At 43.0% G+C, this 21,244-nt stretch carries 18 protein-coding genes and 1 pseudogene; 3 read left to right on the top strand and 16 right to left on the bottom strand.

The window, feature by feature from the left end:
• Nucleotides 1–88: 88 nt before the first annotated feature.
• The 14 genes and pseudogenes from STRCR_RS12455 to STRCR_RS02190 all read right to left on the bottom strand — a co-directional run.
• Nucleotides 89–460: pseudogene (locus STRCR_RS12455) on the bottom strand (DNA adenine methylase); the annotation flags it as partial.
• A gap of 227 nt (nt 461–687) precedes the next feature.
• Nucleotides 688–1,461 carry a LamB/YcsF family protein gene (locus tag STRCR_RS02250; protein WP_004229610.1) on the bottom strand — a complete coding sequence of 258 codons (774 nt, stop codon included), beginning with the start codon at nt 1,459–1,461 and terminating at the stop codon, nt 688–690.
• 23 nt (nt 1,462–1,484) lie between these two features.
• A complete protein-coding gene (locus STRCR_RS02245) occupies nt 1,485–2,651 on the bottom strand; it encodes a biotin carboxylase N-terminal domain-containing protein (protein WP_004230014.1) in 1,167 nt (388 codons plus the stop codon).
• A gap of 36 nt (nt 2,652–2,687) precedes the next feature.
• Nucleotides 2,688–3,698 (bottom strand): 5-oxoprolinase subunit C family protein, encoded by a 1,011-nt coding sequence (locus STRCR_RS02240; protein ID WP_004228430.1) that lies wholly within the window; start codon nt 3,696–3,698, stop codon nt 2,688–2,690.
• Complete coding sequence (gene pxpB, locus STRCR_RS02235; RefSeq protein ID WP_004227164.1) at nt 3,688–4,428, bottom strand: 5-oxoprolinase subunit PxpB; 741 nt, start codon at nt 4,426–4,428, stop codon at nt 3,688–3,690. The genes STRCR_RS02240 and pxpB overlap by 11 nt, the downstream gene beginning before the upstream one ends.
• Nucleotides 4,429–4,449: 21 nt before the next feature.
• Nucleotides 4,450–5,652: an NRAMP family divalent metal transporter gene (locus tag STRCR_RS02230; protein ID WP_004226801.1), complete on the bottom strand. Its 1,203-nt coding sequence runs from the start codon at nt 5,650–5,652 to the stop codon at nt 4,450–4,452.
• Between the two features lie 373 nt (nt 5,653–6,025).
• Nucleotides 6,026–7,009 carry a Gfo/Idh/MocA family protein gene (locus tag STRCR_RS02225; protein ID WP_004229304.1) on the bottom strand — a complete coding sequence of 328 codons (984 nt, stop codon included), beginning with the start codon at nt 7,007–7,009 and terminating at the stop codon, nt 6,026–6,028.
• Between the two features lie 326 nt (nt 7,010–7,335).
• A complete protein-coding gene (gene garR, locus STRCR_RS02220) occupies nt 7,336–8,217 on the bottom strand; it encodes a 2-hydroxy-3-oxopropionate reductase (RefSeq protein ID WP_004228294.1) in 882 nt (293 codons plus the stop codon).
• 100 nt (nt 8,218–8,317) lie between these two features.
• Nucleotides 8,318–9,460, bottom strand: a complete 1,143-nt coding sequence (locus STRCR_RS02215; RefSeq protein WP_004226527.1) for a glycerate kinase — start codon at nt 9,458–9,460, stop codon at nt 8,318–8,320.
• A 23-nt stretch (nt 9,461–9,483) separates the two neighbouring features.
• Nucleotides 9,484–10,392: a dihydrodipicolinate synthase family protein gene (locus STRCR_RS02210; protein WP_004226053.1), complete on the bottom strand. Its 909-nt coding sequence runs from the start codon at nt 10,390–10,392 to the stop codon at nt 9,484–9,486.
• Nucleotides 10,393–10,404: 12 nt separating this feature from the next.
• Nucleotides 10,405–11,733 (bottom strand): enolase C-terminal domain-like protein, encoded by a 1,329-nt coding sequence (locus tag STRCR_RS02205; protein WP_004226481.1) that lies wholly within the window; start codon nt 11,731–11,733, stop codon nt 10,405–10,407.
• A gap of 37 nt (nt 11,734–11,770) precedes the next feature.
• Nucleotides 11,771–12,898 carry an L-talarate/galactarate dehydratase gene (locus STRCR_RS02200; protein ID WP_003048825.1) on the bottom strand — a complete coding sequence of 376 codons (1,128 nt, stop codon included), beginning with the start codon at nt 12,896–12,898 and terminating at the stop codon, nt 11,771–11,773.
• Nucleotides 12,899–12,918: 20 nt separating this feature from the next.
• Entirely contained in the window at nt 12,919–14,259 is a 1,341-nt protein-coding gene (locus STRCR_RS02195; protein ID WP_004229498.1) for an enolase C-terminal domain-like protein, read from the bottom strand.
• A 242-nt stretch (nt 14,260–14,501) separates the two neighbouring features.
• Complete coding sequence (locus STRCR_RS02190; RefSeq protein ID WP_004229566.1) at nt 14,502–15,842, bottom strand: GntP family permease; 1,341 nt, start codon at nt 15,840–15,842, stop codon at nt 14,502–14,504.
• Between the two features lie 505 nt (nt 15,843–16,347).
• Here STRCR_RS02190 and STRCR_RS02185 point away from each other — a divergent pair.
• Together STRCR_RS02185 and STRCR_RS02180 are read left to right on the top strand one after the other, a co-directional pair.
• The gene (locus tag STRCR_RS02185; protein WP_004228057.1) at nt 16,348–17,466 is read left to right on the top strand and encodes a CdaR family transcriptional regulator; all 1,119 of its coding nucleotides are present in this window, start codon (nt 16,348–16,350) and stop codon (nt 17,464–17,466) included.
• A gap of 54 nt (nt 17,467–17,520) precedes the next feature.
• Entirely contained in the window at nt 17,521–18,360 is an 840-nt protein-coding gene (locus STRCR_RS02180; protein ID WP_004227249.1) for an aldo/keto reductase, read from the top strand.
• Nucleotides 18,361–18,438: 78 nt separating this feature from the next.
• Here the strand turns inward: STRCR_RS02180 and STRCR_RS02175 are convergent, their stop codons facing one another.
• Both STRCR_RS02175 and STRCR_RS02170 read right to left on the bottom strand, forming a co-directional pair.
• Nucleotides 18,439–19,626 carry a LysM peptidoglycan-binding domain-containing protein gene (locus STRCR_RS02175; RefSeq protein WP_004225908.1) on the bottom strand — a complete coding sequence of 396 codons (1,188 nt, stop codon included), beginning with the start codon at nt 19,624–19,626 and terminating at the stop codon, nt 18,439–18,441.
• A gap of 238 nt (nt 19,627–19,864) precedes the next feature.
• Nucleotides 19,865–20,383, bottom strand: coding sequence for an HXXEE domain-containing protein (locus tag STRCR_RS02170; RefSeq protein WP_004227761.1), 519 nt, complete (start codon nt 20,381–20,383; stop codon nt 19,865–19,867).
• Between the two features lie 154 nt (nt 20,384–20,537).
• Here STRCR_RS02170 and STRCR_RS02165 point away from each other — a divergent pair, with 154 nt between their 5' ends.
• Complete coding sequence (locus STRCR_RS02165; RefSeq protein ID WP_004226734.1) at nt 20,538–21,071, top strand: TetR/AcrR family transcriptional regulator; 534 nt, start codon at nt 20,538–20,540, stop codon at nt 21,069–21,071.
• Nucleotides 21,072–21,244: the final 173 nt, after the last annotated feature.

The following is a 21,244-nucleotide window of genomic DNA, read 5'->3' as shown; positions in this document are numbered from 1 at the left end:
GATGTTTAACGAATTATATAGGGTTATTATAACATATTTGTTCGGGAGTTTGAAATGAAGGGAAAGAAAAAGTACACGCTAGAATAGCCTAACGTATACTTACTTGTGCCAATTGTAAAAATTTTTCGATATGACCAATTTCTGTTTCTTTTGAAAAGAAAATATATTCAATGCCCTTGCTTGGTTTAGTAACAGAGTAGTTAAGACAGTAAAGGTAATTTTCATAAGCTGAATATAGATCCCCAATAGTGATATTATAATCATATGTCACAATCCATTGTTTGTCAGACATATATTTTTCGATTGTTTTTGCTAAACTCTCGTGGTCTTTAGGTTTATAAAAATTTGTATAAAGACCTGGTCCTTTTTCGTAATATGGTGGATCAAAAAATGTGAAAGAATTTTTTGTTCTAGATATTGACCTTCTAATAAATTCTTCAGCATCTGAATTATAAATTTTAGGCGCTTGTGCTAGTTAACAAAGACATAAAGTAAGGGGTGCTGCACATTCAAGTAAAGACCGACCGAGAAACCCGACAGCTGTCATACCCAGAGCAGCTACTGCTGCTAGGTTAAGGAACCTCGTCCTTCTTTTATTTAGCAAAACGCATGCCAAAGAAAACACTAAAAACCGTTTCAATACAATGCTGAGTTTTTTATGGATTATTGAGGAGCTTGTGCAGAAGCTCAGTCAACAATGTCTGCCAAAGGGCTGATTGTGATGCCTTTCTGTTGAAAGGTTTGTCTGATTTCTTTGACAAATTTAAGTGCTTTGGGGCCGTCCCCGTGGACACAGACAGAGTCAGCTTCAATCGGTATGGTCTTGCCATCAATACTGACAACTGTCTTATCCTTAATCATTCGAATCAAGCGTTCAATAGCCAAGTGTTCATCGGTAATCATGGCGCCTTCTTTGTTTCGGCTAACCAAGGAGCCATCATTTTCGTAGGCACGATCAGCAAAGACCTCCTTTGCCACTCGTAAACCGCTGGCCTTGGCAGCCAGCGCTAATTCACTGGCACCGGGACACAAAAGAATTAATCTGTCATCGTAACTGGCAACCGCCTGAGCAATGGCTCTGGCCAGCTTGCTGTCCTTGCAGGCCATATTATAAAGAGCACCGTGGGGTTTCACATGCTGCAGTTGCATATTGCTGGCCTTAGCAAAAGCATCTAAGGCTCCTATCTGATAGGTCGTATCGGCTGCAGCCTCTTTGGTGCTTATCTGAAGGTTGCGGCGGCCAAAGCCCATTAGGTCAGAGAAACCTGGGTGAGCTCCCATAGCAATTTTATTTTCCTGAACCAACTGGGTTGTTCTTAGCATAACCAAGGGATCTCCTGCATGAAAGCCACAGGCAATATTCGCTGAGCTAATCAAAGGAATAATTTCACTGTCTTGTCCCATGTGATAAGCACCAAAGCTCTCACCTAAGTCACTATTCAAATCAACTTTATATGTCATACTGATCTCCTTGGGTTAAGAATTCATAATGATTCTATCAAATTTTTATCAATCTTACCTTCTCTAAATTTGGGGTCTTCCATTATACTATACTGAAAATCCAAATTGCTTTCAACACCAAGCACTACCATTTCATCTAAGGCTGCCTGCATTTTTTGAATGGCCGCCAATCTATCGGCTGCCTGAACAATAATCTGAGCAATTTCTGGATTATAATTTTCAGGAATTTGATAACCAACATAAAGAGCGGTATCCACCCTGATACCATTTCCCGCAGGCAGATGCAAATGCTTTACTAAGCTAGACTCTGCCTTAGAATCTTTGCAGGAAAGCTGTGTTCTAATACGGCAGGCAAGAGCATGCCCCTTGCTAGTAATGTCTTCCTGTTTAAAAGATAGGAGCTGCCCGTCGGCGATTCTAATCTGCTCAACAATCAGGTCTGTACCCGCTACCATTTCTGTCAAAGCATGACCAGATAAGATGCTAGCAGTGACTCCTCTAAAATAGAATCGATTTGATTTGTCCATCGCAAAGCTAACCGTCCCGGCATTGGTATAGTGTGCAGCCTTAGCGATCTCAACAGCAACCTGTCCTAAATTTTTTCGACTTTTCGTATCAAGAGCAGGTGAGGGCGTCTCTTCCAGTATTGTCTGTCCATTTTCCTGACTCAAACAGTCCCTTTCTCCCAAAGCAACAATATTGCCAAAATGATCAGCAACAATTGGGACTTCAATCGTTCGAGAAGAGTCCACGAATTCTTTTGCAGTTTCATTAGAATTAATAGCTGAATTTTCAGATAAGAGATTAGGATTGACTTTTGCCACTATCTGATCCATTTGAGAATTATCATGCAGCTGTTCAAGAAGCTCGGGACTCGGTCCAATAAAAATAAGACCGTGTTGTTGACAAAGCTTGGCAAACTCGGCATCTTCTGCCAGAAAATCATAGCCCGGATGAATAGCATCGGCTCCCGTATATAAAGCAGCCGAAATCATATGCTTCTGGTTCACATAACTGTTTTCAAGCGAGTCCTGACCGATGCAAAGGCTTTGGTCTGCCAGCTGTACATGAAGGCTCCTAGCATCCTCTTTGGAATAAACAGCAACTGACTGGATTCCCAGGCAGCGGCAGGCTCGAATAATACTGACCGCTATCGTGCCGCGGTTGGCTACAAGTATTTTTTCAATCATCACATTTCCTACTTAAATATCACACAATTGCAACGTTCAACCCTGCTCAAAAAGGGCGGCCAGACGTTTAGCGGTAGGACGTCTCGTCAATACTTCCGGGCAGGGCTGATGAATCCGGCTGCGCATTTGTTCCAATTCAGCGGCTTCCTTTCGCAGCAAGTCTTGGGCTTCTTCAATCGAAACAGTCTCAAAGTTAATGCTGTGATTCATCTTTCTTTGAACCAATTTTGGAATATCCACAGAAATAACCGCTGCTATTTTAGTATAGCCACCGGTTGTCTGACGATCGGCCAATAAAACAATGGGTTTGCCATGAGCCGGTACCTGGATGGCACCAAAAACAGTCGCATCCGAAATAATATCTGCCTTGTCCTTGTGGGCAATAGAGGGACCGTCTAAACGGCAGCCCATGCGATCAAAATCTTTGGTAACCGTATAGGTTTCCCTTAGAAAAGTCTGCAGACCTTCTTCCGTAAAATGATGTGCCTGAGGCCCTAAAACAACCCTTAAAACAGCCACATCCTGATCAAAGTCATCCGCCGGTAGTTTTCGGGATAAAAAGTGAGGCAGGTACAGACGCTTGCTGCGAAAGGGAATATAGTCATCCGCTTGTAGCTGCCGGCCTTTAAAGCCTCCCAGGCCAACTTTAACATTGGTTGAGCGGCTCCCCATGACTTCTGGAATTTTCAAGCCGCCAGAAAAACTAATGTAACCCCGCGAACCCGTCCTAGCACCGCCAAAGGCTAGAACATCTCCTCCGTGTATATAAAGAGCAGTATACATGGCTGCCGGCTCTCCGTTGATTGTCGGCTGAAAATCACCGCCGGTGATAGCAATAATCGTATCCTGAGTGAATGCTAAGGTTGGCCCCACCAGAGAAAATTCAAGAACAGCTTCATTTTCAGGATTGTCCAGCAGAAGATTGGCTATCCGAAACGATCTGACATCCATAACACCCGAAACACTGAATCCTTGACTTTGATAACCATTGCGGCCGCTGTCCTGAACAGTTGTCATAAAACCCGGTTTGATGATTCTAATGCCCATCCCTGACCTCCTCTCCGGTCAATACAGTAACCTCATAATTTCCTGCCAAAACCGCTTGATAAATGTTATCATAATCGGATTCGTCAATAACCTTAAAACGAATATAATCACCAGCTCCAAAGATAAAGGGCTGCTGTCTTTGAGGGTCATAGGTCTTAAGAGGTGTTCTGCCAATTAAACGCCAGCCGCCAGGAGAAGCCATAGGGTAAATACCTGTTTGGCTGCCGCCAATGCCAACACTGCCAGCTGCAATAGTCAGCCTTGGATTTTCCAAACGAGGCGTATGAATGGTCTCATCGAGACCACCTAGATAAGGAAAACCTGGCAGAAATCCCAGCATATAAATGAGATAGTCACGGCTAGTATGCCTGGCAATGACTTCCATTTCTGTCAGACCAGCATTCTGAGCGACAAAGGACAAATCCGGACCGTATGCTCCACCATAGCAGACAGGAATTTCAATAATTCGCTGTTGAACTTGGCTTTCCTTGACCTCCTGTTGCAATAAAGTATCTAATTGATTTATTAAACTATCGTAAGAGAGGAGACGCGGATCATAACTGATTAGCAGGGAAGCAAATGCAGGAACCATGTCAAGAATCCCTTCAATAGACTGTTCTTTCAGCCATTGAAGGATAGCCTTGATTTTTTGATTCGTCTCCTGCTTGATTTCCTGCTCAAATTCAATCAGCAGGGCTGAATCACCAGCGATTCTAATCCTGTATTCCATACAAGCCTCCTTTCATTCTCATTATGAGAACAATTGCCCCAGATTTCCTAAGGACACTATTCCTAAATAAGCCGTAATCGCAACAACAATGACACCCAGCCAGAACAGCCATTTAGGATGCTTATAAACCGACCCCATAATGCTGGTTTTTTGGCTGGCAATGAGGCAAATGCCTAAAGTCAAAGGCAAAATCAGACCATTTAAAGCCCCAGCAACAACCAGTAAATTGGCCGGCTGTCCTAAAAAAGCCATGATGAGGGTCGAAATAATGATAAAAATAATGGTAACCGCTTTTTCGTATTTAGCAACTGTCTTGCTCAAGGTCTTTAGGAAAGAAACCGAGGTATAGGCTGCACCAACGATTGAAGTTAAAGCTGCTGACAAAAGCACCAAGCCAAAGAAACGGTAGCCAAGTTCGCCAGCTCCCTGCTTGAAAGCATCTGCTGCTGGATTATTGGGATCTAGGGCAGCACCTTTGGCAACAACACCTAAGATGGCCAGAAATAAGAAAATGCGAACAATTGTTGCAATCGAAATTCCCGTGATGGAACTTTTCTTCACATGATCTAAATTTTCCTGTCCTGTAAAACCAGCATCAATCAAACGGTGAGCTCCTGCAAAGGTAATGTAGCCTCCAACCGTGCCACCTAAAAGCGTTAAAATAGCATTGAATAGATTTGAAAAGCCTGCTGATGGCATAAAGGTCTCTTTTAAAGCGCTTCCATAAGGAGGATTAACAATGAGAATAACAAGAAAGATGACGAGAATCATCAGGCCGCCCAATATCTTGGTGAAAGTATCCATAGCTGTCATGGCATTTTTAAAGAGAAAAATTAAAATGGCCAGACCGCCAGCTAAGAAATAACCGACTTCTGTAGGAAGACCCAACAAGGTATTAAAACCAAGCGCTCCTCCGCCGACATTTCCAATATTAAAAACAAGACCGCCTAAAACGATCAGAAAAGCCAGAACATAGCCTAATCCCGGCAGCACTTTATTAGCAATATCCTGTCCTCTCAAACCGCTGACCGTCAATACACGCCAGATATTGGTCTGAACAATCAAGGCTAAAGCAATCGAAGCAAGAATAACAAAGCCAAAGCTAGCTGAGAAGTCACTGGTAAATTTTGCCGTTTGTGTTAAGAAACCAGGCCCGACAGCAGATGTTGCCATGATAAAAGCAGCTCCCAAGAGAGCACCTTTGTTTCTCTTTTTGTTGTTCATATCTATCCTCCCTTTATCAGAATACTTACATTATAGCCCACAAAAGATAACTTGCCAAGGAAAATATACAAATTGATGTTAGGTTTTGTAACATATTCTCTCTTGCTATTTCGAAAATCCTGTCTTTAAAAATTTCAAGCCTCATCATTTTACAGCGGCTTAACAAAAAGCTCTGCATGTTGTATGCAGAAACTCTTTTGTTCAAATACAGTCTTGGCTTGAACCTGACATAGACGGCTTTTTGTCTGGCTTAATTTTTGATCATTTCAGTCCTAAAAACTGCAGTTGTTGGAGAATTTTTATAGTACAATTGACCGGACACAATAACTGACAACAGCTATAGACTCAAGATAAGTACAATCTTGAGTTGTTTTTATTCTTCTTCAGGATAGGTCATTCCCCATTCCCTTCGCAGCTGGGTCATGATAACCATGACATCCTGCGTGTAATCCAGATGCATGGTGTTTTCGATACCTGCGACAGCCTTTTCCATATCAGCGACTTCGTAAGCGAGAGCCTGCAAAGTGTCGCCTGCTTCGACCACTTCCTGATGGCCATCCTCGGTATAGGTGATGACTGCTTTTTGACCGCGCGGATAGTCATAAAGTTCGATATAGCCTTTATCATAAGCAATGGTTCCCCGTTTAGGCTGCTTAGCGTGGAGGCTGAGGGTAATCGTCGCCATTTGACCTTGCTCATTGGTCAAAAGAATACCGACCTGCTCATCTACACCAGTCGGTGCCAGCTTAACCTGCGATGCTATTTGGTTGGGGCTCGATGCCATAAACCAGCGAACAAAGGACAAAGCGTAGACGCCGATATCCAATAAGGCACCGCCGGCTAAATCACGACTAAAGAAGCGATTGGTCATATCATAGTCCTTATAGCTGCCAAAATTCATCTGGATAAGCTTGAGCTCACCTAATTTCCCCGAATTCACAATCTCTGATAATTGGCGGTAAATAGGCATGTGGAAAATCGTCATAGCTTCTGCTAAGACAACATGATTGTCCTCAGCTAAGTGAATAGCCTCTTCTAACTCTTCAGAATTAAGGGTAATAGATTTTTCACAGAGCACATGCTTACCGTGGGCCAAAGCCTTACGCAGGAAATTGATATGGGTATTGTGGGGTGTTGAGATATAAATAATATCAACGGCTGGATCTTCAAACACCTCATCAATCTTGTCATAGACTTTCTCAATCCTATATTTTTCAGCAAAGGCCACGCCCTTTTCGTAAGTGCGATTAGCAACTGAGTAGAGTTTTCTGCCCTGAGCCTGCAAGGCCTGAGCTAACTCATTAGCAATGACACCCGTTCCTAATGTTGCCCAATTGTACTGCTTGGTTCCTGTCATAATAGTCTCCTAACCTTATCCTCTGAGAGTTTCTTTATACGCTTAATTATAGCAAAGTTCTGATAAAACCTACCAAGGTAAAAGCAAAAGGATTAAATCCGCTAATATAGAAATCCAATCCTTCCATAAAAATCATTCAACTTTTTGAAAGTCTTACCTTAAGTCAAATACTTTTTCACAAATTAAAAAAAGCCAGCAACACCACTGAATCGGTCGCCTGCTGGCTCTCTCAGTGCTATCGTTTTTCAAGAAGTTTCCGCCTTTAAGACCTCCTTCTGAGCACTAATTTTTTATCTGTAAGTATTTTAACACTTGTAAAGATCAACCTACTGCAGTTTTTGTCCGTTGACCAACTCATAGTAACGGGCAATGGCTGAATGGTCGTCTGAACCGTAATCATGAGCTTTCAGCACTTGTAAAATTTCCATGGCTTGAGCTGTGAACGGCGTTGAGACATTGTAGGAATGCGAAGCATCCAGAGCGTTTTGTAAATCCTTGATATGCAAATCAATACGGAAGCCTGGCGCAAAGTCACCGTCAAAGATTTTTTGTGACTTTTGGTCCATAACAGTTGAGCCAGCAAGACCGCCTCGAATAGCTTCGTAAACCCGCGATGGATCAACACCAGCCTTCTTAGCCAAAGAGTAGGCTTCTGACACCGCCGCAATATTGACTGCAACAATCATTTGATTAGCCAACTTAGTCAGATTACCAGCACCAACTTCACCGACTAAGGTTACACTGCTAGCCATAGCCTGCAGGACATCCTTATATTGTTCAAAGACTTTTTCGTCACCGCCAACCATAACAGCAATAGTCCCGTCAATGGCCTTAGGTTCACCGCCAGATACAGGAGCATCTAAGAAGGAAACAGACTGTTCCTTCAATTTATCATGAAACTCTTTACTAGCTACTGGTGAAATAGAACTCATGTCAATAACTGTTTGACCGGCACTCAAACCTTCAGCAATCCCATTTTCATCAAACAAGGCTGCTTTGACGTGCGGTGAATTTGGCAGCATAGTAATCACGATATCGCCCTTCTGAGCGGCATCCTTGCCACTGTCTGCAGCATGACCACCGGTCGCCACCAAAGCATCAATACCCGCTTGATTAAAATCGAAACCATAGACTTCATGACCAGCTTTTACTAGATTGATAGCCATTGGTTTTCCCATAATACCTAATCCGACAAATCCGATTTTCATCTTTAATTACATCCCTTCTAAATTCTTATTCTACATTGTAACAGACCTTAACAGCAAGATAAATAGTCTATATACTACAATTATAAGGTGTTATCGTCAATTATTTGGTCAATGTACCAAATAAACTGATAAGATTACGACTGGCTGAAGCGACTAAAGTTCTCGTATCAGCCATAGCCTCTTCCAAGCTCATTGGCCGATTAACGACATCAAAGACACCCGCTATACCCTGATGGTAAACGTCATCCAAGTCTAAAGAACGGCTACCAACAATAGCCACCGTAGGCACATGATATTTCTGAGCAATGGCAGCAATGCCAATAGGGGCCTTCCCGTTGATGGACTGGCCGTCCATACGCCCTTCGCCAGTGATAACCAAATCCGCCTGTTTGATATCTTCCTCAATATGGATCATTTCCAGAATCTTATCAATACCACGCTCTAATTTACCATCCAAGAAGGCCATCAAACCAGCTCCAAGGCCGCCAGCCGCCCCTGCTCCGGGAATATCTTTAATATCCTTTTGCAAACGTCTCTTAATAACCTCAGCGAAATTGGCAAGACCCTCATCTAAAACAGCAATTAGGTCAACAGTGGCACCTTTTTGCGGCCCATAAACTGCTGTCGCACCGTTATCACCGCAAAGCGGATTGGTCACATCAGATAGAATATGTAATTCTACCGAGCGACAGCTATCCCTTATAGCAGAAGCATCCAAGTCAGCTATTTTTCCTAAATTTTCAGCTGTCGCTGCTAGTTCTTGTTGGTGGCTATCAAAGAATCTGACACCCAACGCTGATGCCATGCCCAAGCCACCGTCATTAGTCGCTGAACCACCGATGCCGATGTAAATACGTTCTACACCATGCTCCAGAGCATCTTTTATGAGCTGCCCAGTACCGTAGGTGGAAGCTTGCATCACATTTAAAGACTCAGGCGCAATCAAGGTAATACCAGAAGCTGATGCCATCTCCAAGACAGCCGTTTTTCCATCGTCAATAATAGCATAGGAAGCGTTGACAGGGGTACCGAGCGGCCCTTGCACACAAACTGTAACCTTTTCACCGTGATTAACATCAAGAATAGCATCAACCGTTCCTTCACCGCCGTCTGCAATCGCAAAAATTTTGGTCTCATAATCAGGATATAGGCTGCGGATACCTTCAGAAATATAGGTTCCAACCTCTTTAGAACTGGCACTGCCCTTAAAAGAGTCCGATGCAATGACAATCCTTTTCCCCATACAGATACCTCCTGCTAATATTATTATTCAGATGGAAGAAAACCACCTTTGCGCATTTCTTCTTTCATTTTTTCTAGGACAGGGCCTACTGTTGCTTCTGTCGGCAAGATTGATTTACCAACGTCCATTCCCATCAGATTGGCCATATCTTTAGTAGCAGCTGGGAAACTTGCCGCATCCTGAGACAGACGAATTGGATTTAGTTTAAACTGAGCTTCCAGAGATTTATCGAAATCACCAGCAACATAGTAATCATAGATGCTGCTGACCAATCGAGTGTACATATTCGCCGTCGAGCAAACACTGCCGACAGCTCCTACGCAGAGCCCCGGAAATACAACGGTATCCTTACCCGTTAGCACTCGGAAATTGACATCCTGAGTCTGGCGGACCAATTCACTGCAAAATGTGATATCTCCGCTTGACTCCTTGATACCGATGATATTGGGCACATCGTGAGCTAAACAGACAATAATATCCAACGGAACAGAATAGCCAGAGCGACCGGGATTATTGTAAATCAACACGGCCGTATCCGAAATACTGTCCGCAATAGCCTTAAAATGATGGTATAAAGCCTCTGGTGTCGGCTTAATAAACATCGGATTCAAAATGGATACAGCAGCAATGTCTCTTTTGGCAGCTCCCTGCGCAAGCTCAATACATTTGCGGGTACGAATAGTCCCTATGCCAAAATAAATAGGAACACGGCCAGCAGCTTCTTCCAACATCACATCGAGGGCACAAAACATTTCATCCGGTTCAAACATGTAAAACTCTGAATTGCTGCCAAAGGCTAAAATGCCGTGTACTCCATTGTCAATGACATGATTAACAATCTTTCTTAATCTGACATCATCAATATTTTCATTATCGTCTACCGGTGTAATAATCGGAACGATAATACCTTTTACATCGTCTTTATCAAACACTGAGATTATCTCCTATCTTACTAAACTTGGCTTTTTATTGTCAAACGTCCAATCTGGAATCAAATATTGCATGGCAGCCGCATCATCACGCGCGCCAAGATTCTTATCAAGGTAGAGCTGATGGGCTTTTTTGATGGCAGCCAGATCAGGTTTGATTCCTAAACCAACAGAATCTTTGGCAATATGAATGACACCATCTCTGATAATATAAGGATTTTCGGTCAGAGCCTGACCATCCTGCCAAATATAATGCGTGTCACAAGCATTGATGTCACCCGGTGCTGCAGCAGCCGCATGGGCTACCATGGCCAAGGAAATATCGAAGTGGTTATTGGAGTGAACGCCCCAAGTCATACCAAAGTCATGGCACATCTGAGCGACACGGACAGAGCCCTGCATGGTCCAGAAATGCGGATCAGCAAGCGGAATCGTTACAGAATGCAAAGCAACAGAATGCTGCATTTGCCGCCAGTCTGTCGCAACCATATTGGTTGCCGTCGGAATTCCAGTAGCTTTGACAAATTCGGCCATGACTTCACGGCCACTAAAGCCATCTTCTGCCCCACAAGGGTCTTCGATATAAGCAGCAATGCCCTTTAAATCTTTACCGATTTCAATGGCCTCCTTCAAGGACCAAGCACCGTTTGGATCAAGAGTGATACGGGCATTTGGAAATTCTTTTTTCAAAGCTTTAATAGCCTTAGCTTCTTCCTTGCCCTCCAGAACTCCGCCTTTAAGTTTAAAATCCTTAAAGCCGTAGCGCTTGTAGGCAGCCTTGGCTAAATCAACAATAGCTTCCGGTGTCATAGCTTCCTTGCGACGCAGGCGGCCCCAGTCATCGGAATCGTCATCTCCTTGTAGATAAGGAAGATCGGTTTTATTAGGATCAGCAACATAGAAGAGATAACCTAAGAAAGGCACATCTTCACGAACTTGTCCATCTCCTAAAAGAGCAGCCACCGGCACTTGCAGATGCTGACCCAAAAGGTCAAGCAAAGGCGTTTCTACTGCTGTTTGAACGTGAACAGTTGTCCGGAGGTCAAACGTTTGGAGACCGCGGCCGCCTGAGTCAAGCTGGCCAAATTGCTGACCAATTTCTTTGACAATATTCTTGTACTCTCCGATGCTGCGTCCGACAACCAATTCTTTAGCCTTTTCCAAAGTATCTGTAATTTTCTGGCCGCCCGGAACCTCGCCGACACCCAGATTACCTGAGCTATCCTCCAGAATCACCACATTGCGCGTGAAGTAGGGCCCATGAGCTCCGCTCAGATTTAATAGCATGGAATCATATCCAGCAACCGGATAAACATCCATTTTAACAACTGTAGGCACTGACATATTTTATCCTCCGAAATCATTTTTTATAAATTACTGCTTATTGAAACAGCTGAGCATCTACTTGTAAGTCCGGCAAAACATCCTGATTGAGGGTCAATCCTAGGCCTAGACGTGTCGGCACTTTCATCTTGCCATCTACCAATTCTACCTTTTCTTCAAAGAGTCCCACTGTTTCAAACCATTCAAAATGTTCCACCCAAGCATCACCGCTATAGCAGGCTGTCAGCGGTAAATGAAGTTCCATACTGTAGTGCGGCGCCAACACTAAATGATTTTCTTCTGCCCGCTGAAGTACCTTTTGAAACTGTGTGATGCCGCCGATACGCGGTGCATCTAATTGACAGACATCAAAAGCCCGTTTTTCAAAGAAGGGAACCCCTTCTTCATAACTGGTCAGCATCTCTCCTGTTGCAATCGGTGTCCCCAGAGCTTGTGACAGGCGCAGGTGGCCTTCAACATCATGGCAGGTTACAGGCTCTTCAAACCAGACGAGATTGTAGTCATCAAAATACTTACCAGCCTTAAGGGCCGTTGAGACATCCCACTGCTGATTAGCATCAATCATAATAGGGACATCATCACCCAGCGCTTTCCTCAAAGCAGCGACACGTTTGACATCCTCCTTGTAGTCGGGTTGGCCGACCTTAATTTTTACACCGCCGACACCTTGTTCCAATACTGTACGAGCATGGGCAATGACCTCTTCAATGGTATCTTGCAGAAAACCGCCGGTTGTATTGTAGCAAGGAACGTATTCCTTGTGCTGACCCAAGAGTTTACTCAAAGGGAGACCGGCACGCTTAGCCTTAATATCCCACAGGGCAATATCAAAAGGCGTGATTCCTTGAACAGCAACACCGGTATTGCCGATGGAAATACTGGACCACAGCAATTTATTCCACAGACGACTAATGTCATTAGGATCCTGTCCCAGCAGCAAGGGTGCATATTCTTTTGACAGAGCATACTGAGCCGGGCCACCATTACGCTTACAATAAGTATAGCCCATCCCCGTGTAGCCTGCTTCAGTTTCAATAAGAGCCGCTGTAATCATGACTTCTTTTAGGGGTGTCTGCTTACCTTGGATAACCTTGGCATCACTGACAGGCTTTTTGAGCGGAACGCGTATCAACTTTACTTCAACTTTTATAATCTTATCTATCATACAATCGAACCTCCATGTAATCAGTGACAGAAGACCGGCCGATTAGGATCGAACTGCCAATCTTTTTCTAAATACTGCATAGCAATCGTATCATCACGATCTTTAAATGCCATTTGATGGTAAAGTTCATTTTGCTTCCCTAATTTATCCAAATCAATCTCAACACCTAAGCCGGGTTTATCCGGAAGCTTGATTTTCCCATCAATAAAGCTGAGCGGTTCTTTAAGCAAGGACTCACCGTCCTGCCAGATCCAGTGGGTATCGACCGGAGCAATCTTGCCTGGAGCTGCAGCCGCAACCTGTACAAAAGTCGCAAGGGTAATGTCAAAATGATTATTGGAATGCGAGCCCCAAGTCATCCCCCATTCATTCAAGAGATAAGCCATGCGAACACTGCCATTTAGAGTCCAAAAATGCGGGTCGGCTAAAACAATATTGACGCTGCGCAGAGCCGCAGCATGGTGAAATTGCCGCCAGTTGGTCGCAATCATATTGGTCGCCACAGGAATTCCCGTGGCATCGCGGTATTCTGCCATGATTTCCCGACTGGAGAAGCCCTGTTCCGGACCGCAAGGATCCTCAATATAAGTCAGCACATTTTTACGGTCTTGTGTCAGAGTAACCGCTTCTTCCAGCGTCCAGGCTCCGTTAGGATCAATGTTGATGCGAGCATCCGGAAAAGCAGCCTTCAAAGCGTCAACCGCCTTCATTTCTTCTGCACCGGCTAAAACACCGCCCTTTAATTTAAAATTATTAAAACCATATTTGTCTTTGAGCACGCGCGCCTGTTTGACAATCGCCTCAGGTGTCATCATTTCCGTTCGGCGCAAAGACTCCCAGCTGTCGCTGCCATCACCCTTTTCATAGGGTAAATCAATCTTGGAAGAATCTGCCGAGTAAAAGAGATAACCTAAGAACTCAACCTCATCACGTTGAATACCACCTTCACCCAAAAGGGCAGCAACAGGCAGCTCTAAGAACTTCCCAAGCAGATCCAGCATGGCACATTCAACAGCTGCTTCAGACTGAACAACAAATTTTAAATTGGAAATATTTAACTGCTGCAGACCCTCACCAGTATCTTGGGCCGCTCTCTCACGGCTCCTGCGAATATTGGTCAGAACCTTGCGGTATTCACTGACCCGTTCACCAAGAACAAAGGGCTTATAGCTCTCAATCTGCTTGGTAATATGCTCTCCGCCGTGTATTTCTCCGATACCAAGATTACCGCTATCGTCTTTTAAAACAACAATATTTCTTGTAAAGTAAGGAGCGTGACAGCCACTTAACGTTAGCAAGGGACTGTCATGACCAGCAACAGGATAAACAGCCATTTCAATGACTTTCGGTGCTTTACCCATATTTTTCTCCTTTATTTAAGATACAAAGGCGTAAGCGACACACAGCAAAATAGGAAAGCTGACGAAGATGCCTAGCATCTAGGAAGTCTTTATCTTTTTGCACAGTGTCGTAGCCGTGTTCAATTACATAAGATACTAAGGGCGTTAAGAAAGCGAGAAGAAAATAGGAGGCTGACGCCATGCCCTTGCGCATAAGGCAGGCTATCTTTTTCTTGACGCTCCTTCAAATGTGATAATTGGCCTTAAACAATACCAAACGAGGCGATAATAGCAATGAAAACTGAATTCAACAGAGGGAAAGCAGCTCCCAGCCAAAATTCATGATAGTAGCCTTCTTTATGAGTTAAGTGAGTATAGTTGAGACGGTTGATAACCGAACCGTTGTGGGGCAGAGAATCCAAACCGTAACAAGAGATATTAACCATACGGTGCAAAACATCTGCGCTGATACCTTGTTTTAAGAAACGCGGTGCAAAGACATTGAGCGAAATAGCTTCACCACCCGAAGCAGAACCTGTAATACCAGCAATTAAGTTCGTCGCAATCGCTAATTGAATCAGCGGCGGTCCTGGGATTTTGTCCAAGTTATTAACCAGATAATCAAAGCCTGGTGCCGCAGCAACAATACCACCGAAACCAACAACAGAGGCAACATTCATGATAGACTTCATCGTTGAGTTCACACCGTCAGCCATGGTATTTTTAAAGTTAGCAAATTTATTATAGTAGAGAGCAAAGCAAGCCAAGCAGCCCAGAGTCAAAGAAAGGTAAGGAGGGACATTAAAAACATTCATAGCGACAATCAGAACAATAGAGGGCACAAGTGCTTTGATAAAATCTAGCGTTGTCGTCTTTTTATCCATAGCCTTTAAGGCTAAAATTTGCGAAGCTTCTTCCATTTTATGCCCAGTCTTTTCGAAACCTTCTCCGCGCTTTTCATTGCGTTTGAGCATCCACCAGATATACCAAGCCCCAAAGATGATGGATACGCCGGCAGCGATAATACCAAGTATGGGTGCCGCCGTTGGTTTGGTTCCTAATGTCTCCATCGGAATCAAATTTTGAATGGCAGGCGAACCTGGTAGGATAGCTGTCCACATAGATCCACCATAAACCGCAACAGCAATGATGAAATGCCAAGGAATATCCAACTCTTTAAAAATACGGAAACATATAGGAGCAATGGTAAAGATAACAACGAAACCACTAACACCACCAAATGAGAGAATAGCCGTAATGAGAGAAAGCCCCATTAAAACCCAAAACTTAGCATTTTTATTGCCCATCTTTAAAGACCACTCTGCAATCTTATTAGCAATATCTTGGGCTGCTCCGCAGTCTCCGAGCATCGAACCAAGAATCGTTGCTGGTAAGAAAATCAAAAAATTGTCTTTTGCGAAATCAGCAAAAGCTGAGGCGTAGTCAGTCGTTAAACTCTTTGTCACTGGTAAGCCTGACAAGAGAATAACGATAAGAGAGGCAACCGGTCCTAAAATCAGAATAGGAAACTGCTTATAAGATCCCCAGATCAAAAAGGTCAAGGCAGCCAGAACACCTAACAAGCTAATTAGTCCACTGTCCATAATCGTACTCCTTTAGTATTGAAATTTAACATTGAGAAAGCAATTAACCAAGATAAAACACTTTATAGTGACATCCCTGCATTAGCATTCTCAATTACCGATGTCTGAGAATTGACAGGCTATCATAAATAACAACTCTATCCTCAGTTCCGATGGCTTCATGGTACCACATCCCTCTTTTTATGTTCAACGTTTCACAAACTATAGTTTACTAGAAAGTTTCCCCATGTTCTTTGGTATACATAACAAATTATTTTCTTAACAGCTAATCCTATTTAGAATTTCAAAAACTTAATGCTTTGGCGATAGCAATTGGAATGAAAGGAATAGTCCGCATTGTTTAAGCAATAGAAAGGCATGAGAGCCTAAAGATTATTCTCTTTTTGACACTTTTATCCAAAAAACTGCGACCGACTAACCATCGTTCTTTTTTATTACAAAAACTAATACCAAAAGTAGTATAATAACTCTAGCACCTGTGTAAGGATAAGGGGAGGAAAAACTTATGATTGAGGCTAGTGTCGTCCAGGATATCCTGACTCGTATGAAAAAAATTATCAATCAGGAACTGAACTTCTTTTCGACCGAGGGAGTCATTATTGCCAGCACCGATCCTAACCGTATCGGTCAAGTCAATCATGAAGGGGCGCAGTTTGCTCTTGATAAAAATCAGCCTATCGTCATTGAATTCGATAACCAATACGAGGGGGCTAAACAAGGGATCAACCTACCTGTTGATATTGATAACCAAATCGTTGGCGTTATCGGTATCACTGGCAAAAAAGAAGAGGTCGCTCAATATGGAGAAATTATTAAAGAGATGACCAAAGTTTTAATCCTAAATAACGCCGCTAGGGAGCTTGTTTATAATCGGCGCAATGTCCACCGAAACATTATTGATTATATTCAAAATGATGATCAGAGCGATGCTTTTTCAGTTGAAATGCTTTATGGTATCAATCTGTCGTCTAAAAAATATACAGCTATTGTTGGTTTGCCAAGCGATGACCGTCTCACGGAGCAATATTTTGAGGATATTTCTAATGTTTATCTGGATTTGGAGCTTCTCTTGGGAGATGAAGATGCCATCTTTGAAGTTAGGGGAAATATGATTCTGGTTCTCTTACAGCTCAAACAGCCTTCAGCTGCTTCTAAAATTATTAAAAAGATAGATGACGTTATCAAAAAGAAATATAACACCACCTTATTGTTCGGTGTTGGAATGTCTGGGCAAGGAAAAAATGAATTAAATCGGAGTATCAGCCAAGCCAAAACAGCTCTGGGCTGGAATAAGACGTTTTATCAAAAACGAGAACTTTTATTTAGCGATATGGAATATGGACTGGTTCTGCACAGTATTGCCGATACTAATAAAAAGTATTTTTTAGATAAGATTTTTACCCATCTCTCTCAAAAAGACATTGAAGACATGATACCGCTTTTAGATACCTACGAAACTTGTAACGGCAGTATTAAAAAATGCGCCGAAAAACTATTTATCCACAAAAACACAGTCCAGTATAAACTTAATAAAATTACCGAGAAAACTGGCCATGATCCAAGAAAGCTTTCAGATTTTTTCATTCTAAAGTTAGCTTCTATTCTTTACAAAATGCAAAAATAAACAGGCGAAAGTCTGCATGCCAAATTCTATAGCATTAAGTCGGAGGTACTCATTATGCATAATGCCTTATTACTACAACCTAAATTAGGAATCGGGACCTGGTTCTTAGGAGAAAAAGCATCTGCTGAAAAAGAAGAACTAGCCGCCTTACAGTATGCTTTGGATAGAGGGGTAACCATTATTGATACAGCAGAAATGTACGGTAATGGTAAAGCCGAGAGGTTGGTCGGTAAGGCCATTCAGCCTTTCAATCGCGATAAGCTCTACCTTATTTCCAAAGTTCTTCCTTCAAATGCTAACAAAAAGCGTATGGAGGCCAGTCTCGATGCTTCACTTAAAGCCTTACAATCAGATTATTTAGACCTTTACCTCTACCACTGGCGTGGCGGAACCCCACTTTCCGAAACGGTGTCTGAGTTAGAACGTTTAAAAAGCAAGGGAAAAATCAAAGCTTGGGGAGTCTCTAATTTCGATCTAGAAGATATAGAAGAACTCCTAGCCTTGCCAACAGGCAGTCATTGCCAAGCTAACGAAGTTTTATATCACCTAGGCTCCCGTGGTATCGAATACTGTTTGAAACCCTTTCAGGACCAGCATCATATTCCCACGATTGCTTACTGTCCTTTAGCTCAAGCAGGATCCTTGCAAAGAAAGCTACTCCACAATAAGAGTCTCGCTGATATTGCCCAAGCATTAAATATCAATATTTACCAACTTTTACTGGCTTTCACTCTGGCCCAGCCTAATATGATCTCAATTCCCCGAACAGGACAAGTGACACACATGAAGGAACTCATCGCTGCCCAAGACGTCAAGCTCACCCCTGACATTATGGAACAGCTTAACAAACTGTTTCCGGCACCCCAGCACCGAGTTCCTTTGGACATTGAGTAAAACCTGTCTTTAGACCTGTATACAAAAAAGCACCTAGCTATGAATGCCGTTAGGTGCTTTCTTATCTTAAATCACTAATTAGTTGTTGAATGACACGTGGACATGGTCCATGTGATTAGCTGTTGCATCACCACGGTCTGGCATGTCATTCCAAGTGTAAGCCGGACCATAGATATTATCGGTTGGAGCATAGAATTTTTGCTGATAAATCACGTAAGAGATATTATTTGCTTCCATGTTTGAAGTGGCATAATTAGCAACTTCTTGACCGAGTTGAGTATCATCATAAGTCATGACATCAACAGCATTACCAGTTCCGTGATCGCCTGAGTCACCTGGACGAACACCGCCGATATCAGTGGTTCCATAACGGTTAGCAACATCATTAGCGAAATTGGCTGCTGATGGTTGAAGACCTGTTGTATCAACAGAAGCATTTTGCGGAGCGGCTTGCTCAGTCGCTGTTGGCTGCTCTGCCTCTGGAGCTACTGGTGCCTGTTGGTCAGCAGGAGCTTCTGCTTGAGCTTGGCTTTCAGAAACTGGTACTGAAGCTTCTGACAAATTGTCTTCTGATGAAGCGGCGGGCATTTCTGAGCTGGCTGGCTCTTGGGCTTGCGGAGCTGTTTGATCGGCCTGAACTTGTTCAGCCACTGGCTGCGCCGCATCAGTTGCTTGATTGTCTGGATTAACAGTTTCTGCTTGAGCTTGGTTCGCTGTTTCCGATGAAACTGGTGCTTGACTAGCTACTTCTGAAGTTTGAGCTTGCTCAGATGCAGGTGCCTCCGGAGCAGGCATAGCTTGGCTAGTATCAGCAGCTGGTGCTTCACTCGAAGCTGGTGTTTCAATAGCATCCAAAGAAGTTGTATTATCACCAACGGTCACCTGATTATTGGATAAATCAACAGAAGCTTGTGGAGCTGTTTGATCGGCAGCCTGAATAGTCACACCTGTCGCACTGTGGTTAGCATCATAAGTGGCCGTAATGACAGTGCCTGGAAAAATCACATTGACATCCGCAATGGCATTGACCTTAGCCAAGACATTAACATCAATTCCCATAGCTTCGGCAATCGTGCTGAGCGTATCACCTGGCTTAACAGTATAGGTTGTTGTGTCACCTTGGTTAGCCAAGTCAGCTTTAACTTCTTCGACAGAACGGGGCGTCCAGTTTTGATTGGCATTGACATCTTCAGCCTGAACTTTAGTGGCTGCAAAGATAGACAAAGCAAGTGTTGAGGCTAGTAGCATTTTTTTATTGAATTTCATGTTATAGTCCCTTTCTTCCTACCCAGTCAAATAACTGAGTTTTATTGGATGAGGCCCGCCACCAAAGAAGCGAACACGCCTAATCATTTTTAGTACGCTATCTATCCTAACATAGATTTTTTAAAAATCCACTTCAACTGCTTGCCTTAACAAAAGTATATTATAGCTGTAACATTTGACTTATTTGTCACATATCACTAACTAGTATTAGATTAGGTTGAACTCACGAGATATCCGCTCAATGCTTATTGTACCTGTAATGCTCAAATACCTGCTCAATTTTCGGCATTAGGCCATGTAACCAAATGACATTGAAGTAAATAAGAGGCACCACTGCCACGAGATAGAGAAAGAAAATCCAGAGGCTTGTCACTGCCTGTCCATAATGAAAAAGCATGGGAATCACCAAGGGTAATTCCAGAATAGCGGTAACAACACCCGGAACATAGCCCTTAAACCAAAAGCAACTGAAATAGTGAAAAAAGAAGTGCAAACTGTAACCTGCTAGAACAGCCAGATAAAAGAGATGATTCCCGCTGGCCTGACAGTAGAGAGCGATCAGTACCAAGAGAAGCAACTCCTCTAAAATACCAACCGCAAAAGCAGACCCATCAATCACCGTTCCAAAAAAAGGACGTTTCAGCTTCTGCAACTTCTGGCTGTGTCTTTGTTTCCACAGAGGCATCATAATCAATTCCTCAAAATCGTGAACAATAAATAAAATCGGTAAAAACCAGTAGTTCATTATCAATGACATTTTTTCTCCTTTGCTTGAACCAAATTTAACTTATACTATAATAGAAATAAGTTGACTGCAGTATAGAAAAAATATCAGGTAAATACAAGAGGAGAAAGGAAATTGGCACAGTTAGCCAAAAGTGTGTCAATTAATCTTCTGGTTAAGGAGAAATATGCAGATAAGAAAAGAAATTGAAGAAGCCTTATTTGATTTATTGGCTGTCAGAAAATCACTCAAGACCATCAGTATTACTGAACTCAGTGAACACGCGCAGATTTCACGCCGAACCTTTTACCGTTACTATCGTTCCAAAGAGCAGGTACTCACCAACTACGCCAATCGTTTGATTGAGCACTACATTAAGACCCTGCAAAGTGCACAGTCTTATTCTTTTCAGCAATTGATCGCTGTCTTCTTCCACTATTGGACAACCTACCAGAATGAATTGAAAATCCTGCAGGAGGCTAATCTGTTGACCTTTTTCTTACATAGCTATGATCAGCAATTACTGACTATTTATACTTCCATTATGGCCCCTTGGCATGTGGCTAATTCTCATGACAAGCAAGTCATTTACGACAGCCGCTATATCGTCGGGGCTCTTTCTGGCATCTTAGAAGAATGGCTACGTTCCGATGATTACCAAGTCATCTCCGTAGAAGACCTTATTGCTATCGCGATCGACAGCAATAAACGCCTCCAATAACTTGTCTGAATCTAACAAAAGAGGCTGAGATAAAAGTTCTCAGCCTTATTTATTGGTCAATTTTATTTGCTAGGCGCAGTGGTTGAGAGAAGGACTTGTTTGCTCTGCCAAGAAGTCTTTCTCCTGCACAGTTTATTAGGTGCTTTAGCACCAATGAACCACTGCTGGTTAAA

The sequence above is a fragment of the Streptococcus criceti HS-6 genome (assembly GCF_000187975.2).
In the GTDB taxonomy this organism is placed as follows: Bacteria; Bacillota; Bacilli; order Lactobacillales; family Streptococcaceae; genus Streptococcus; species Streptococcus criceti.
The sequence above is the reverse complement of the archived record's forward strand: the minus strand, read 5'-3'. Positions and strand labels throughout refer to the sequence as shown.

What these genes read in the sequence shown, in the direction of transcription:
- STRCR_RS02250 (WP_004229610.1), bottom strand. Translation starts at nt 1,461, where the DNA reads ATGACATATAAAGTTGATTTGAATAGTGACTTAGGTGAGAGCTTTGGT.
- STRCR_RS02245 (WP_004230014.1), bottom strand. Translation starts at nt 2,651, where the DNA reads ATGATTGAAAAAATACTTGTAGCCAACCGCGGCACGATAGCGGTCAGT.
- STRCR_RS02240 (WP_004228430.1), bottom strand. Translation starts at nt 3,698, where the DNA reads ATGGGCATTAGAATCATCAAACCGGGTTTTATGACAACTGTTCAGGAC.
- pxpB (WP_004227164.1), bottom strand. Translation starts at nt 4,428, where the DNA reads ATGGAATACAGGATTAGAATCGCTGGTGATTCAGCCCTGCTGATTGAA.
- STRCR_RS02230 (WP_004226801.1), bottom strand. Translation starts at nt 5,652, where the DNA reads ATGAACAACAAAAAGAGAAACAAAGGTGCTCTCTTGGGAGCTGCTTTT.
- STRCR_RS02225 (WP_004229304.1), bottom strand. Translation starts at nt 7,009, where the DNA reads ATGACAGGAACCAAGCAGTACAATTGGGCAACATTAGGAACGGGTGTC.
- garR (WP_004228294.1), bottom strand. Translation starts at nt 8,217, where the DNA reads ATGAAAATCGGATTTGTCGGATTAGGTATTATGGGAAAACCAATGGCT.
- STRCR_RS02215 (WP_004226527.1), bottom strand. Translation starts at nt 9,460, where the DNA reads ATGGGGAAAAGGATTGTCATTGCATCGGACTCTTTTAAGGGCAGTGCC.
- STRCR_RS02205 (WP_004226481.1), bottom strand. Translation starts at nt 11,733, where the DNA reads ATGTCAGTGCCTACAGTTGTTAAAATGGATGTTTATCCGGTTGCTGGA.
- STRCR_RS02200 (WP_003048825.1), bottom strand. Translation starts at nt 12,898, where the DNA reads ATGATAGATAAGATTATAAAAGTTGAAGTAAAGTTGATACGCGTTCCG.
- STRCR_RS02195 (WP_004229498.1), bottom strand. Translation starts at nt 14,259, where the DNA reads ATGGGTAAAGCACCGAAAGTCATTGAAATGGCTGTTTATCCTGTTGCT.
- STRCR_RS02190 (WP_004229566.1), bottom strand. Translation starts at nt 15,842, where the DNA reads ATGGACAGTGGACTAATTAGCTTGTTAGGTGTTCTGGCTGCCTTGACC.
- STRCR_RS02185 (WP_004228057.1), top strand. Translation starts at nt 16,348, where the DNA reads ATGATTGAGGCTAGTGTCGTCCAGGATATCCTGACTCGTATGAAAAAA.
- STRCR_RS02180 (WP_004227249.1), top strand. Translation starts at nt 17,521, where the DNA reads ATGCATAATGCCTTATTACTACAACCTAAATTAGGAATCGGGACCTGG.
- STRCR_RS02175 (WP_004225908.1), bottom strand. Translation starts at nt 19,626, where the DNA reads ATGAAATTCAATAAAAAAATGCTACTAGCCTCAACACTTGCTTTGTCT.
- STRCR_RS02170 (WP_004227761.1), bottom strand. Translation starts at nt 20,383, where the DNA reads ATGTCATTGATAATGAACTACTGGTTTTTACCGATTTTATTTATTGTT.
- STRCR_RS02165 (WP_004226734.1), top strand. Translation starts at nt 20,538, where the DNA reads ATGCAGATAAGAAAAGAAATTGAAGAAGCCTTATTTGATTTATTGGCT.